Raw genomic sequence first — 14,689 nt, 5'->3', positions numbered from 1 at the left:
CTCTAAAAAAAAAGGGGGGGTTCTAGCGCAACATAAGTTCTATTTTATTGCCCATATCAATCACAGCTTTATCAATTCCACTAGATACATCCACTATTCTATAAGAAAAATATTCCCTTTCCTTAGGTGCAATAACCTTTCCACTTGATTTAATATAATAATTTTTTATACACTTTTGCTCATGATCATCTAAGCATATTCTAATTGGTGGAACAATTTTTATTTTATTCGTATTATTTACTATAAAGCCTTTGATTGCTATATTATGCTGCATCTTATAATTACTATTTTCAACTTCTAGACCATCAAAAATAATTCCTTGCGTGTCAGTAATATGTGCCACCTTAAAAGGTAGAGAATTATAAATCTTACATCTTAATTGAAGTGGAAATTCATTATGAAAAAAAAGTGCAAAACATAGAACAACTAGTAAAACTATTACTGTATTCAACACCATTGAATAATTTAAATTCCTATAGCTGTTAGCTTTTACTGCTGCATCTATTTTGCTAATATTAACTTTATCTATGCCTACTTCTGTTGCATTATGAATCCATTGATAGCAACATTTCATACATTTAACTTCACGACACTGTGAGCTATTTAACAATTTGTCTTCTATAAAATACTTTGCAAAGCATGATGGACATTGTAGAATCATTTAAAGCATCACATTGATTAATAATCATAATCTTAAATTATGTTTTCAAGAAAATCAAAAATAATAGGTTACTGTGTCTGTTACAGATTATGCAATAAAAATTGAAAAACTATGGCTAAAGTACTCAAAGCAAGAGTTATTGACAAAAAATGAACAGCAATTGCTACTTGAAATAATAGATAAGATTGATGATGGAATAATAAAAATATCTTATCTTGATTCATCAAACAACTGGGCAGCCAATGAATGGGTAAAAAAAACTATCCTATTATATTTTTCCATTATGGAAAATGTACATATAAAATCAGGTAATAATATATCTTATGATAAAATACCACTTAAATTTTATAACTGGTCAAATGATAAATTAAAAAATCATGCTATACGCATAGTACATGGTGCTACAATTAGATATCCATCTTACATTGGCAAAAAAACTGTCATTATGCCATCTTTTATAAATGTTGGTGCATATATTGATGATGGTTGCATGATTGATACTTGGGCAACAATTGGCAGTTGTGCCTATATTGGAAAAAACTGTCATATATCTGGCGGTGCTGGTATTGGTGGTGTTTTAGAACCAGTGAACAGTAAACCAACCATCATTGAAGACAACTGTTTTATTGGTGCACGAAGTGAAATAGTAGATGGTATAGTAATTGGCAGTGGCTCTACCATAGCAATGGGTGTTTACATTGGACCATCAACAAAAATAGTAAATAGAGATACTGGAGAAATAAGCTATGGATTTATACCACCTAAATCAGTAGTTGTTCCAGGTGCATTACCGGGAAAAAACAATGTATCAGTATACTGTGTGGTAATAGTCAAACAAGCTGATGAATCTACAAAAAAAAAGGTTAGACTAAATGAATTATTACGAACATAAGTGGCACATGCAATAAAAGAAGCAGTTGTGTTTGCTGCAGGATTTGGCACACGTATGTTGCCACTGACTAACACAATACCTAAACCATTAGTAAAAATTAAGCATAAAACACTTCTAAATATAATAATAGACAAAATATTTGCTGCTGGAGTAGAAAAAATATATGTAAACTGTCATCATAAAGCTGACATGATAGTAAATCATTTAAAACTGCATAAAATGAATCATGCAATAAGCATCATAAAAGAAGATATACTGCTTGAAACTGGTGGTGCATTAGCAAATATTCTACCAAAACTAACAAGCAATATATGCCTTACTGCAAACTCAGATGTAGTATGGGAAGAAAAACACTCACATATAGAAAAAATGATTAACGCTTGGGATGTAGAGAAAATGGATATTCTTACAATGCTGCATAATGCAAATCAAGTGCATGGTTATAATGGGTTTGGTGATTTTAACTTAAATGCCAACAGTCTTTTATTAAATCCTAAAGGAATAAAGAAATATATGTATATGGGTGTACAGATAATAAATGTCTCTTTAATTAAATATATTAATAAAAAATGTTTTTCTCTAAGTGAGTTGTACAACAATGCAACAAATGCATCTTATGAAATGCCTAGATGTTTTGGCATGGTACACAGCAATGGACAAGTATTTCATATTGGTGACGTTAAAACTTTAACAAGTATTAATAATCATTTGCCAAATCAGTTAAATATCTATTAAATTCTTTATAAATAAAAATATCATTGCTAACACGCTCAATAATACAACCAGCCAAAGTTTTTTTTATAAAACCATTCTTTGGCATCATATTAAGCCATAATTCTACAATATTGCCAAGTGATAACTTTGTCTCTCCAACCTCTTGCACAATATCACTAAGTATTCTAGTAGCTAAAATAGCTGGATGCAAAAAAATATTTTGTAAGCAAATAGCACCATTACTCTTTCTTACCACAACAGATTCCATTAACTTCCTTTTTTCAATTTCAATAAAATTATTAGTCTCACACATTAAATCTGCAACCTTGCCTAATCTAAGTTCTAAATTGATAAAATTTTCACGTAACTCAGCTAATAAAAAACGGTATTTTGCTCGTTCATACTTATGACTAAAATTACTAGAATCTTCCAAAAATGGAACACCAATCTCAAATAAATACATATATAAATCATCCTTACATACAGATAACAATGGCCGCAGAAAAACAACACTGTTAATAACCATCTCTCTAGCAATGCTACACAAACCAGAAATTCCACTACCACGAAATAAACGCATTAATAATGTTTCAGCTTGATCACCCAAATGATGTGCTGTCATGACATAATTGATACCATTATCCAAACACCACGTGCTCGACATGTCATACCTAGCATTCCTTGCTGCACATTGAATATTATTTATGGATTTCATGTCCCTATTCCATGTTAGGATGTGATGTCTAATATTATAATATGACACAATTTTTGCAACCAATTGAGCTTCATACAAAGACTCATTACGCAAGGAGTGGTCAATTGTAAGTGCTATTAAATCTATATCTATACAATATTCATCTACAAAAAATTTTACTAAAAACAGCAAAGCCATGCTATCTGATCCCCCAGACAACAGAATACATAACTGCTGGCCATTAAGATTTAGCAAACAATTAAATAAATCCTTAAATTTTTCCTCTAGGAAAATTTGATAAACATTGTTAACACCAAGCATACACTACCAAAACACTAATCAAACTATAGATAATTGTTATACAACAATCTAATTTATGCTGACAATAGTGGGCTACTTGATACAGCAGCAACACTACTAACTTCCTTCAAACTATTAGCAGGATCATTGTCTTGTTGAATATTTATTGCATTATCTGCTTCTAAATCTACTGTTAAATCTATGCCTTTAAGTATAGCAAATTCAACAAATATATCTACAAGTAAACTCTCTACATCATCTCTAGCATCAAGTTTTATGCTATCAACAACACTGGCACCAATCCAAGAAATAAAACAGCTATGCTTAATATTTAATGCAGAGCAAGCATTGCTATAAGCAGAATAAGCTATAGATAAAAATCTCCAGTATAAATTTTTATATGAAAAAATTCCAAGATCCATAAATGATCTCAAGCTTTCAAGCAAGCTCATACAGCTCTTTAAAGAAAATTTTTTTATTAATCTATTCTTTTTTTCATTAAAATAATCTGCAATGCTGAATAAATTATATTTCTTTTCTAACAACTCTTTAGGTGTTAATTTATGAAATTTAACGTTATCACTATTTTTATTAAACTTGCTATCTAATTCAATTAGCTCAACATCTTCTTCAGCCTCATCAACACTACTATCTGAAGTGCTAGAATTACAATAATTTTTAAACTCATTCATAATGGGATTACTGCAGCTAACAAATGTATTTTTTTTCTTTTCATCCATAAAATCTTTAGATGTATTCATGGCACCAGATGCAACTGATAAGCCTAAAGCAAGCTTTATAGCATTTGTCAATAATCCACCTTCAGCTGCTGAATTTATACTTGATAAAGATGGATTTGGTGCTGATTCTTCTTGTTTAGAGGAATCATCTGGCGCTAACCTTGACTCATCTGATGGTACAGTATTTGAAGATGGATTTGATACTGGTGTTGTTACAGTTGATTTTTCTGAGTCATCTAATGATAAAGATGGATTTGGTGCTGATTCTTCTTGTTTAGAGGAATCATCTGGCGCTTACTGGTGTTGTTACAGTTGATTTTTCTGAGTCATCTAATGATAAAGATGGATTTTTCAATTTTTTATTTTTCTGCAATCTTCTCTTATCTTTTTCCTTGTTATCAGAAAACAGTTTAATCCACCAATCTTCAGTAGGAGAAATTTGAAGATTGCTTTTAGGAGAAGTTGATGTGAATCTCTCTGCTGCATCACTAGTAATTTTAAAATTATCTAGTGGATCTATAAATGAAATTTGTGCTTTATTTTCAAAAACTGAAGGTTGTGCTGCATTAGTCTTGGAAAACAAATCAGTAACAGCAGTAACAAAATTAGTGATTATTGGAACTAAAGTATCTGTTGGCATAGTAAATGCTAATAATTTTAATAATTGTATAACATAATTGTATAAATTTAAATATTAAATACCACTATTACAAAAATAAATCACTTTACAATAAAATATCTTGAGTATTAATTGCCGTTAACATATAATTAATTAATGTATATAACTTACTATCCACTATGAAAAAAAATAACAAACATCCAAAAGCAGGAGAATTAGTTGTAACATGTACAAATGGCATGAAATTCACCACAATTTCAACCAAACCTGGTCAAATAAAACTTGATGCAGATCCATTTAATCATATGGCTTGGAATGCTGGTGTTAGAGTTAGTGATAGTCCAACAAGCAAATCAACACAATTCACACAAAAACTTGGAAAAGGTGGTAACTTTTTCAATGAAGATATATTGAAATAATTGGCTCTTAGACACTAATGTCAAAATTTATTTCCATAAAAAATGCAGTGGAAAATAATCTAAAGAGTATAAATGTTGAGATACCAAGAAATAAAATTACAGTCATAACTGGTGTTAGTGGATCTGGAAAATCAACACTTGCATTCAATACTATATATGCTGAAGGACAAAGAAGATATATAGAAAGTCTATCAACATATCTAAGACGATTTATTGGCATATCCAACAAACCAATGGTTGAATCTATTACAGGGCTATCACCAACTTTAGCAATAAGTCAGAAAACTCACTCACATACATATCAACCAACTGTTTCAACAATCACAGAAATACATGATCATATACGCTTATTGTTTGCAAAAATAGGCATTCCATATTCTCTCACAACCAATAAACCAATTAAAATATATTCTCATGAGGAAATAAAAAACACTGTAGCAGTGTTTCCAACAGATACTATGCTGCACATAATGTCACCAATTGAGAATCACAACAAAATAAATGAAATCAAGAATAAAGGTTTTGCACGTTTGTCAATTAATGGTGCAATTTATACAGACAATGACAACTATAAAATCAAAAATACAGATAATGTACTGGTAATAATTGATAGAATCATCATTAAAGAAAATATTGATAGTAGGATTCTAAATGATTTGCAAGTTGCTGCAGAAATAAATAAAAAATTAATAATAATTGCTAAATTTGCAAATAAAAATCAAACGTGCAACCCAGAAATATTAACCTTTCAAACTAGCAGTCCAGATAGTGATGCAAATGCTGTCCCAATATCATCCATAGTACCAAGTTTATTCTCCTTTAACAATCCTAGTGGTGCATGTGAAGAATGTGCTGGATTAGGTATAGCGCCATCTATAAATCCCAATCTTTTAGTTCCAGATCATGAAAAAACATTACTTGAAGGTGCTCTTGCACCATTAATTGCTACAAGTTCTCACAACATAACCATTAAACCATATAGCACACTATTTGAAATATTCACAAAACTAGCAAAAAAATACTCTTTTAGCCTCAATGCACCATGGAGGGAATTACCAAAAAAAATACAAGATATCCTACTGTATGGCGATCCTAGTAAAATTTTCATTGGATTAATGACCATAGTTGAAATTTCAATAAAAGCTCATAGTAGGCATCCACTGTTAAAAAATGACCCTAAAAAATATACCAGTATGTCAAAGTGCATCACTTGCAATGGTTACAGAATGAATAAGAGAGCATTAAGTATTAAAATATCTGATTTAAGTATTGGTGAAATTAATGCAATGACTGCAATTGATGCAAAACATTTTTTCACTGACTATATTAAAAATCATTGCAAGATTACATCAAGCAAAACATTGATAGCTAAACAAATCATAAAAGAAATCATTAAACGACTTACTGCAATCAATGATATTGGACTTGGATATTTAACATTAAATCGCTCTATAAAAACATTATCTGGTGGTGAAGTGCAGCGAGTAAGGCTGGTTTCACAAATTGGCATGGGTCTTTCTGGAATATTATATGTGCTAGACGAACCATCAATTGGCTTGCACCACACTGAGAGTGAAAAATTAGTATGCATGGTAAAAGAGCTTAAAGATATGGGAAATACTATATTAATAGTAGAGCACGATGAGGCTATAATAAAAAATGCTGATTATGTTATTGAAATTGGTCCAGGATCTGGTGAAAAAGGTGGTAATATTGTTGCACAGGGCACCATTGATGAAATTAAACAAAATTCACACAGCCTTACTGGAATGTATCTATCAAGAAAACTTTATATAACAATGCCAGCACAAAGAAGGATTTCTGATAAAAAAATTGCAGTACATGGCATTAAAAAACATAATATTAAAAATCTGGATGTATCATTTCCACTTTACTCACTAACATGCATAACTGGCTCTTCAGGAACTGGAAAGTCTACTCTAGCAGCTAACGTAATCTATAATTGCATAAAAGAAAATGGCAAGTCAATTGATGGAACTTATGAAAAAGCTTTTGGCTTAGAGTATATAGATGGAATTGTTGAAGTCAATCATACACTGCTAAACAGTACACCACGCTCTAACCCTGCAACATATATGAATATCTTCAATGAAATAAAAAACCTTTTTGCAGCACAAAAACTTTCTAAAAGTTTAGGTTATAATGCATCAAAATTTTCCTTCAACTCAAAAAATGGTCATTGCAAGAGCTGTGAAGGTATTGGTATGATAAAAATAGATATGCATTTTTTATCGGACATATATATAACTTGTGAGCATTGCAATGGCAAACGCTACAACTGGGAAGCATTACAAGTAACATATAAAGGAAAAAATATATCGGATGTTCTGAGCATGACTGTTGATGATGCATTATTGTTTTTTGCAAGCTTTGCTAAAATAACAAAAGGGTTGACTGCAGTGCAAGAAGTTGGACTTGGCTATTTAAAACTTGGACAACCAGCAAACACATTATCTGGCGGTGAATCACAAAGAATAAAAATAGCTAAAGAATTAGTCAAATATTCATCATCAAGAATGCTATACATTTTAGATGAACCAACCACAGGATTACACTCCCATGATATTAAAATCCTTATAAAGGCACTAAATAAGCTTGTTGATAAAAATAACACTATGATTGTGATAGAACACAACATTAATATAATAAAAAATGCTGACTATATTATTGAAATGGGTTTAGGTGGTGGTGAAATGGGTGGAAAAATTATATCACAAGGCACACCAGAAGAGCTGATAAAAAACAAAAATAGTAAAATAAAATTATATTTTGATTCACAAATCACAAATCCATAAAAAATGCTCACGGGGAGACTTGAACTCCCAAGGTCATACAACCGGTGGATTTTAAGTCCACTGCGTCTACCATTCCGCCACACGAGCATAAATAAAATAAATTAATGTGAATAAAAAGCTATTATATGGTTAATAAATACATTATCTACCACAAATGCATAAGGCACATCAACCAATGCAGGAAGTCTAAGCAGCTTAAAAGAACGTTTTTCATCATTTGTTTCTATATATTCTGGCACAGATCTATCACTTGCTTCAATAGCAGTAACAATAGATGGATTTTCAAACATTCCCTGTTTTTTAAGTTGCACAGTAGAGCCAGCCACAACCCTGACTGATGGTATATCAATTTTTTTATTATTTAATAAAAAATGACCATGTGAAACTAATTGCTTAGCAGCAAATATTGTTGGTGCAAATTTTGCTCTATAAACCAAAACATCTAAACGAGTCTCTAGAAGAGAAATAAAATTCTCAATTCTGTCACCTTTTTTCTTTGTTGCTAGCTGGTATATATTTCTAAATTGCTTCTCACGTATGTCATAATGAGATTTAAGCTTCTGCTTAGCTTCTAGCTGCTTTGCAAAATCAGATTTTTTAGAGTAACCCATAATTCCATGTTGCCCAGGTGGATATTTACGTTCCTGAACTGGATCTTTGGCATGTCCCCATAGGCTAACACCATATCTTCTGCTAACTAAAAATTTTCTCTTAGTATAAGACATTAAATGACCATTCATTTATTCAAAAATTATTATTTAGATACATTATAACATTTTAGCTGAAAACACAAGCATAGAGCATGTGTGAATTTTACTTATTGAAAATTTCTTACTATTTAATTTAAAACATACTTGATTTAATATAAAATAACTCATATAGTTACTTTATATAAAGCTAATGAGGCTGAGTGGCAGAATGGTGATGCAGAGGATTGCAAATCCTTGTATGGCGGTTCGATTCCGTCCTCAGCCTGAAAAATGGCTTGGTGTAATAATACTAACTTTATTATTGTTAGTTTCTTTTGCATCATTAGCGGATGAAGAATATAACCAAACCATATTAGATGGTGACTTTACTTCTCTTAGCAATAGTTCTCAGCAGATCTCTGTAGAACAAGGCCATAGTAGTATAGCAAGATACTCTCAATTTGGCTCAACTCCTTTGATAAATGCTGTTCTTAATAAAGACTATAGCACAGCTATTTCAATTTTAGAAAATGGAGCAGATCCAAATGATGCTGATGATGCTGGTGTAACTGCACTACATTTTTCAGCAATACATGATATGAATAATTTAATTTCAGCATTATTAAGCAGAAATGCTGAAATTAACAAAACAACTATTAATAATTTGACACCATTAATGTATGCAGCATCTTTTGGCAACCACAATATAGTAAAAAATCTACTTGATCATGGTGCTGATGTTAATATTAAGAGCATAGAAGGAAAAACTGCCATAGATTATGCAATACAATCTGGTAGTGTTATGTCAGTAAAATATATTGCGCAAGAAATAAATGAAATGCCAAAATCATTGTTAGATCAAACAATGCAATATGCAAAAAAATCCTCTAAATCTGAACAAATGCTATCAATAATTAATGATGCTATTATACCACCCTCCTCTCCCGCTAGTAATCAGGAGGTAGTAAATACTAATAAAGTATTAAATATTAATACAAGTAAAAAAAATAACCATATTCAAACAGCAGAATTACAAAATCTTAAAAAGAAAGGAGGTGAAAAAAAAGAAAGGAAATATACCCATCACAATCAAAAAAATAAAGAATATTATACACTGTATTTTGGTGCTTTTACTAAAGTTGAAGATGCAGTTTCATATTGGAATATTATAAAATCTAAACATAAATGGTTAAGCCAGCTTAGTTATAAAATAGAAAAAGAACAATTCTATGTTAATAAACAAACTTTTTATGATCTTTTTGTTGGAGCTTTTTCTAATGAAAAAGATGCTCAGGATATACAAAAAATTCTAGTATATAGAAACATATCTGTTACTGTTCTGCCATCAAAAAACAATCAAAATGATATGAAAATAGCAGATGTGAAAAAAATAAAAAACAGCATTGCTAGAGAAATAGCTATCCAACAAGAAAAAAGTAAATTGAATGATAAGAAAGAAACTGTGAAAAAAATAGCAAGCGTGGAGAAGGCAATTAATGATACTGAAACCATTATAAAAAATGGCACAGAGCGTTATGTACTAGACTTTGGTATTTTCATCAACAATATTCATGCAGAAAAATATTGGCAAAATATAAGTCAAATACAATGGCTTTCAATGCTACATCCAGCTTATGACACCACAATACATAATAATATTGATAAATCAGTTGTATCACTAAAAGCTGGATTTATGGTAGATAAAGAACTTGCTGAAAATATGGCTGATATTTTAACTTCTGTTGGCATAAGAGTTAGGGCACTATCGCTAGATTATACACCAAAAGGCATGTCATTAGTATCCAAAAATAACTTATTCAATAAATTCCACTATTCATCATATTATCCAGATAATATCAAGCAGCAAAAAGATTCTCAAAATAAATTGTTAAAAATAGAAGTTAGAGAAGCTATTCCATTTGAAGACAATGGTAATAGTGATATAAGCTCATTTAATAAAGCAACTGTAAATATTAAAATTTCTTCATATAAAAATCGTTATATAGCTGCACTTGCTATAGCAAAAGCTGGTAAATACTTTAAAATTGACCAACATGCAGTTACAATTAGTCCAAGCAAAAGAGCAATTGCTTATCTTACAATCAATAATACTAATGTAAATGCTGCATGTAACTATTTCATAGAACAAGGCTATAATTGCATTGATCTTGAAACAAATAATGATTAATACTGACTTATTACTTCAAAAACTAGAAAAAATTAATGCTGAAATTACAAAACATAGCAACTTATACTACAATCAAAGCTCTCCAATCATTTCTGATGCTAAATATGATAAACTTTGCCAAGCTAGAGATAAATTAGAAAAAAAATTATCTTTAAATGGATCAACAGTTGGTGCACCACCATCTGATAGATTCATAAAAGTACCACATACATCCCCCATGCTATCTCTTAGCAATGGCTTTACCATTAAAGACATAGAAAATTTTATAACAAAAATCAAAAAATTTCTCAACCTATCAGAAAAAAGCACAATAGATTTTTACTGTGAGCAAAAAATAGATGGTGTTTCAATATCACTAGTATATATAAACAGCAAGCTTGTTAATGCTCTAACACGTGGTAATGGTTATATTGGGGAAGACATATTATGCAATGTCTCACATATGTTTCCAAAATATCTTCAAGGATCTGAAAAAAAACCGGTAAAAGTAGAAATACGTGGTGAAATATACATTGATCACAATGAGTTTGCAAAAATTAATGCAAAAAACAGCAATGAATTTCTAAATCCTAGAAATGCTGCATCAGGATCAATTAGACATTTAGATTCTAACATTACTAAACAAAGGAATCTACGATACTTTGCTTATACAGTCGGTACTTGCACAGGCATAAAATTCAATTCACAAAGTGAAATTATTGAAACACTTGATAAATGGGGTTTCACTGTTAATAAAACACATTTTGCAACAAATAATATAAACAAAATGCTTGAATGGTATAGCAAAATTTGCACACAACGACCACATTTAAACTATGATATAGATGGCATAGTATATAAAGTAAATAGCACATCACTACAAAAAAGACTAGGTTATGCCAATAGGTATCCGAGATGGGCCATAGCTCATAAGTTTCCAGCACAACAAATGGAAACTACTGTAAAAGACATAACAATACAAGTTGGAAGAACTGGTGTACTAACCCCAATAGCAGAACTATCTCCAGTTAATTTGTCTGGAGTTACAATACGTCGTGCATCATTACATAACAAGGATGATATAACTAAAAAAGATATACGCATTAATGATATAGTTACAATAGTACGTGCTGGCGACATAATACCACAAGTCTTGCGTGCAAACCAAGATAAGAGAAATTCATACTCTAAGCCATTTGAATTTCCCCTTAATTGTCCATCGTGTGGCACATTAACAATCAGTGACATAAAAAATGTTGCTGTAAAATGCCCTAATGAATTTAATTGCCCTGCACAAATTATAGGAAAATTAGCTCATTTTACTTCACGTGAAGCACTTAATATAACTGGACTAGGTAAAAAACAAATAGAATGCCTGTTTAGTGTTGGATTAATAAAAAACTTAACTAGCATCTTTACATTACAAGTAGAAGATATGGCTAAACTGCCAAATTGGGGTAAAAAGTCAGCGGAAAACTTAGTTTATGAAATAGAAAAAAAACGTACAATAGAGCTTAATTGCTTTATATATGCATTAGGGATAAAGTTTATAGGGATAAATACAGCTAAAATTTTTTCACAACATCTTAGAAACTATCAAAACTTCTATTTGCTGCTTAACAATATAAATAATGAAAGAATTACAACAACACTTAACAATATTGATGGCATAGGAAATAAAACGATTGAATCATTAAAATCATTTACCCAAATTAAAGAAAACATATTGCTATTAAACAACTTAGCAAACATTCTTACTATTAAGCACAATCAAATAAAACAAACAAAATCTACTATTAGTAATAAAACAATAATTTTTACGGGAAAATTAACAAGCATGAGTAGAGCAGAAGCAAAAAGTATTGCAGAAAAACTTGGTGCAAGAGTATCCAGCAATATCATACATGACACTAACTATTTAGTCTCCAATGCCATAAATAGCTCTAAGATAAAAAAAGCACAACAGCTTGGCATCAAAATAATTACAGAAAAAGATTGGCTAGAAATAATCAATAACAATCATCTCTAGACAATACTAAAACAAATCTACAATACTTCTCAGTGCATTAGTCAAGTTAGTATTAAAAAAATGTGCCGACAAAAGCAATAAATATAATACTAACATAATTAGTGGTATAACACTTTCAACAAAGCTTATAGCCATTAGTGCAGTTCGTTTTCTCTTGCCCATCTCTTCAGCTTCATAGCTATGAACTTGTATTGCCAAATTTCTTTCAAGCTCATAAACAGAGCTAGAACGTACATATATCATTTCTGAATAGTACAAGCCAAGAATTCTCCATATAAAGCACAGTATAATCCCAATACATATAGAAAAAGGGTAAGTAATTTCTTTATGTATGCTGCTCACAGTAGAACTCAAAAAAGCTATTATAGATAAAATAAAAATGCTAGCAGATATCATGAAAAAATTAAAAATCATTCTTCTATGAAAAACAATATCTAATCTATTGAGTAAAAATTCCCAACATTTCATTGACTCAAAGTCATCGGAATGCTTAGTATATTCAAAGTTCCAAAGAGGCATAGATAATCAATAAATAATTATAACTACATTTATAAAATATTTATTAATTATTCATTAAATTAAAAAAATCGCAATTACTTTTAGATTGCTTAATTTTATCACGCAAAAATTCTATAGCCTCCAATGGAGCCATCTGTACTAACAAACGACGCAAAACCCACATCTTACCTAAAATTGCCTTATCAACAAGAAGTTCCTCTTTTCTAGTACTGGAACGTGTAATATCTATAGCTGGGAAAATGCGCTTATCAGCTATTTTTCTATCAAGCACAATCTCAGAGTTACCAGTTCCTTTGAATTCTTCAAATATTACCTCATCCATTCGTGAACCAGTTTCCACCAATGCTGTTGCAATAATTGTTAATGAGCCACCTTGTTCAATATTACGTGCAGCACCAAAAAAACGCTTTGGTCTTTGTAATGCATTGGCATCTACCCCACCAGTCAAAACCTTGCCAGATGATGGGACAACTGTATTATATGCACGTGCTAATCTTGTAATTGAATCAAGCAGTATTACTACATCTTTTTTTCTTTCTACCATTCTTTTAGCTTTCTCAATAACCATATTGGCTAACTGCACATGCCTAATAGCCGGTTCATCAAAAGTTGAGCTAATCACTTCACCTTTTACAGAACGTGACATATCAGTAACTTCTTCTGGCCGCTCATCTATCAGTAAAACAATTAATGATATATCTGGATGATTGGTAGATATTGAATGAGCTATATTTTGCATCAAAATAGTCTTACCAGTGCGTGGTGGTGCAACAATTAAAGCTCTTTGTCCCTTACCAAGTGGAGCAATTAAATCAACAATTCTACTACTAATATCTGATGAAATTGTGCTCTGCATATCACACTCTAAGTTAATTTTTTCCACTGGGTATAGTGGGATTAAATCATCAAAATTAACCCTATATTTTGAGCTATGTGAGCTATCATTATTAACATCCAAGACTTTCTGTAGAGCAAAGTAACGCTCACCACGCTTTGGTGCACGCACCATACCTTTGATCATATCACCAGTACGCAAGCCAAATTTCCTTATTTGATTAGATGAAACATATATATCATTAGCACATGATACATAATTACACTCTGTAGAACGTAAAAAACCAAATCCTTCAGGCAAAATTTCTATCATGCCACTTCCAATAACAGAACCATGAGCAAAAACTATTCTCTTTAGAATGCTCATTAATATATCTTGTTTAGCCATTCCTACAGCTACATCTGCACCAATTTGAGAGCTGAAATCAAGCAAGCTGGTTATATCTCTCTTTCGCAACTCAGCAATTTCAACTGAAACATTAGCTAATGAATCTTTGTCATCCTCAGCAATATTGCTAGCATTATTGCTATTTGTGTTATTATCTTCAGTATCTTCTGAGCTTTTGTCTTTATCTGCAGCAGAATTCATGTCAATA

The 14,689-nt window shown here is 31.0% G+C and carries 14 protein-coding genes and 2 tRNA genes; 8 read left to right on the top strand and 8 right to left on the bottom strand.

Going from position 1 to position 14,689, the window contains the following annotated elements; all coding sequences use genetic code 11:
• Positions 1-22: 22 nt before the first annotated feature.
• Positions 23-661 (bottom strand): MJ0042-type zinc finger domain-containing protein, encoded by a 639-nt coding sequence (locus AABI72_RS03525; protein ID WP_338364459.1) that lies wholly within the window; start codon positions 659-661, stop codon positions 23-25.
• Between the two features lie 73 nt (positions 662-734).
• Between AABI72_RS03525 and AABI72_RS03520 the strand changes: the two genes are divergently transcribed.
• Both AABI72_RS03520 and AABI72_RS03515 read left to right on the top strand, forming a co-directional pair.
• Positions 735-1,553 carry a 2,3,4,5-tetrahydropyridine-2,6-dicarboxylate N-succinyltransferase gene (locus AABI72_RS03520; protein WP_338364457.1) on the top strand — a complete coding sequence of 273 codons (819 nt, stop codon included), beginning with the start codon at positions 735-737 and terminating at the stop codon, positions 1,551-1,553.
• Positions 1,554-2,288 carry a sugar phosphate nucleotidyltransferase gene (locus AABI72_RS03515; RefSeq protein WP_338364454.1) on the top strand — a complete coding sequence of 245 codons (735 nt, stop codon included), beginning with the start codon at positions 1,554-1,556 and terminating at the stop codon, positions 2,286-2,288.
• Here AABI72_RS03515 and tilS read toward each other — a convergent pair.
• A complete protein-coding gene (tilS, locus tag AABI72_RS03510; RefSeq protein ID WP_338364451.1) occupies positions 2,251-3,282 on the bottom strand; it encodes a tRNA lysidine(34) synthetase TilS in 1,032 nt (343 codons plus the stop codon). The genes AABI72_RS03515 and tilS overlap by 38 nt on opposite strands.
• Positions 3,283-3,335: 53 nt before the next feature.
• A complete protein-coding gene (locus tag AABI72_RS03505) occupies positions 3,336-4,022 on the bottom strand; it encodes a hypothetical protein (RefSeq protein WP_338364449.1) in 687 nt (228 codons plus the stop codon).
• On the opposite strand from AABI72_RS03505, the gene AABI72_RS03500 reads away from it, so the two are divergent.
• The gene (locus AABI72_RS03500; protein ID WP_338364447.1) at positions 4,021-4,317 is read left to right on the top strand and encodes a hypothetical protein; all 297 of its coding nucleotides are present in this window, start codon (positions 4,021-4,023) and stop codon (positions 4,315-4,317) included. The genes AABI72_RS03505 and AABI72_RS03500 overlap by 2 nt on opposite strands.
• Here AABI72_RS03500 and AABI72_RS03495 read toward each other — a convergent pair.
• Complete coding sequence (locus AABI72_RS03495; protein ID WP_338364445.1) at positions 4,285-4,641, bottom strand: hypothetical protein; 357 nt, start codon at positions 4,639-4,641, stop codon at positions 4,285-4,287. The genes AABI72_RS03500 and AABI72_RS03495 overlap by 33 nt on opposite strands.
• A gap of 158 nt (positions 4,642-4,799) precedes the next feature.
• Between AABI72_RS03495 and AABI72_RS03490 the strand changes: the two genes are divergently transcribed.
• Both AABI72_RS03490 and uvrA read left to right on the top strand, forming a co-directional pair.
• On the top strand, positions 4,800-5,039 hold the full coding sequence (locus tag AABI72_RS03490) for a 50S ribosomal protein L31 (RefSeq protein ID WP_338364443.1): 240 nt from the start codon (positions 4,800-4,802) through the stop codon (positions 5,037-5,039).
• A 17-nt stretch (positions 5,040-5,056) separates the two neighbouring features.
• Positions 5,057-7,855 (top strand): excinuclease ABC subunit UvrA, encoded by a 2,799-nt coding sequence (uvrA, locus tag AABI72_RS03485; RefSeq protein ID WP_338364442.1) that lies wholly within the window; start codon positions 5,057-5,059, stop codon positions 7,853-7,855.
• A 4-nt stretch (positions 7,856-7,859) separates the two neighbouring features.
• Here the strand turns inward: uvrA and AABI72_RS03480 are convergent.
• Together AABI72_RS03480 and rpsD are read right to left on the bottom strand one after the other, a co-directional pair.
• Positions 7,860-7,942: transfer RNA gene (locus AABI72_RS03480), tRNA-Leu, on the bottom strand.
• 14 nt (positions 7,943-7,956) lie between these two features.
• Positions 7,957-8,595, bottom strand: a complete 639-nt coding sequence (rpsD, locus tag AABI72_RS03475; RefSeq protein WP_338364441.1) for a 30S ribosomal protein S4 — start codon at positions 8,593-8,595, stop codon at positions 7,957-7,959.
• Between the two features lie 164 nt (positions 8,596-8,759).
• Between rpsD and AABI72_RS03470 the strand changes: the two genes are divergently transcribed.
• The 3 genes from AABI72_RS03470 (at position 8,760) to ligA (ending at position 12,740) form a co-directional block, all read left to right on the top strand.
• A tRNA-Cys gene (locus AABI72_RS03470) sits at positions 8,760-8,830 on the top strand.
• On the top strand, positions 8,804-10,732 hold the full coding sequence (locus tag AABI72_RS03465; RefSeq protein ID WP_338364440.1) for an ankyrin repeat domain-containing protein: 1,929 nt from the start codon (positions 8,804-8,806) through the stop codon (positions 10,730-10,732). The genes AABI72_RS03470 and AABI72_RS03465 overlap by 27 nt, the downstream gene beginning before the upstream one ends.
• The gene (ligA, locus tag AABI72_RS03460; protein WP_338364439.1) at positions 10,713-12,740 is read left to right on the top strand and encodes an NAD-dependent DNA ligase LigA; all 2,028 of its coding nucleotides are present in this window, start codon (positions 10,713-10,715) and stop codon (positions 12,738-12,740) included. The genes AABI72_RS03465 and ligA overlap by 20 nt, the downstream gene beginning before the upstream one ends.
• A 6-nt stretch (positions 12,741-12,746) precedes the next feature.
• Here the strand turns inward: ligA and AABI72_RS03455 are convergent, their stop codons facing one another.
• Positions 12,747-13,259, bottom strand: coding sequence for a hypothetical protein (locus AABI72_RS03455; protein ID WP_338364438.1), 513 nt, complete (start codon positions 13,257-13,259; stop codon positions 12,747-12,749).
• A 43-nt stretch (positions 13,260-13,302) separates the two neighbouring features.
• Positions 13,303-14,682, bottom strand: coding sequence for a transcription termination factor Rho (gene rho / locus AABI72_RS03450; RefSeq protein ID WP_338364518.1), 1,380 nt, complete (start codon positions 14,680-14,682; stop codon positions 13,303-13,305).
• Positions 14,683-14,689 lie beyond the last annotated feature (7 nt).

The organism is Candidatus Xenohaliotis californiensis, assembly GCF_963930935.1.
GTDB classification, from domain to species: Bacteria; Pseudomonadota; Alphaproteobacteria; order Rickettsiales; family CAWVOK01; genus Xenohaliotis; species Xenohaliotis californiensis.
The sequence above is the reverse complement of the archived record's forward strand: the minus strand, read 5'-3'. Positions and strand labels throughout refer to the sequence as shown.

Coding starts and splice junctions, on each gene's coding strand:
- AABI72_RS03505 (WP_338364449.1), bottom strand. CDS start 4,022: ATGAATACATCTAAAGATTTTATGGATGAAAAGAAAAAAAATACATTT.
- AABI72_RS03490 (WP_338364443.1), top strand. CDS start 4,800: ATGAAAAAAAATAACAAACATCCAAAAGCAGGAGAATTAGTTGTAACA.
- tilS (WP_338364451.1), bottom strand. CDS start 3,282: ATGCTTGGTGTTAACAATGTTTATCAAATTTTCCTAGAGGAAAAATTT.
- rho (WP_338364518.1), bottom strand. CDS start 14,682: ATGAATTCTGCTGCAGATAAAGACAAAAGCTCAGAAGATACTGAAGAT.
- AABI72_RS03500 (WP_338364447.1), top strand. CDS start 4,021: ATGGCACCAGATGCAACTGATAAGCCTAAAGCAAGCTTTATAGCATTT.
- AABI72_RS03455 (WP_338364438.1), bottom strand. CDS start 13,259: ATGCCTCTTTGGAACTTTGAATATACTAAGCATTCCGATGACTTTGAG.
- AABI72_RS03465 (WP_338364440.1), top strand. CDS start 8,804: ATGGCGGTTCGATTCCGTCCTCAGCCTGAAAAATGGCTTGGTGTAATA.
- uvrA (WP_338364442.1), top strand. CDS start 5,057: ATGTCAAAATTTATTTCCATAAAAAATGCAGTGGAAAATAATCTAAAG.
- AABI72_RS03495 (WP_338364445.1), bottom strand. CDS start 4,641: ATGCCAACAGATACTTTAGTTCCAATAATCACTAATTTTGTTACTGCT.
- AABI72_RS03525 (WP_338364459.1), bottom strand. CDS start 661: ATGATTCTACAATGTCCATCATGCTTTGCAAAGTATTTTATAGAAGAC.
- rpsD (WP_338364441.1), bottom strand. CDS start 8,595: ATGAATGGTCATTTAATGTCTTATACTAAGAGAAAATTTTTAGTTAGC.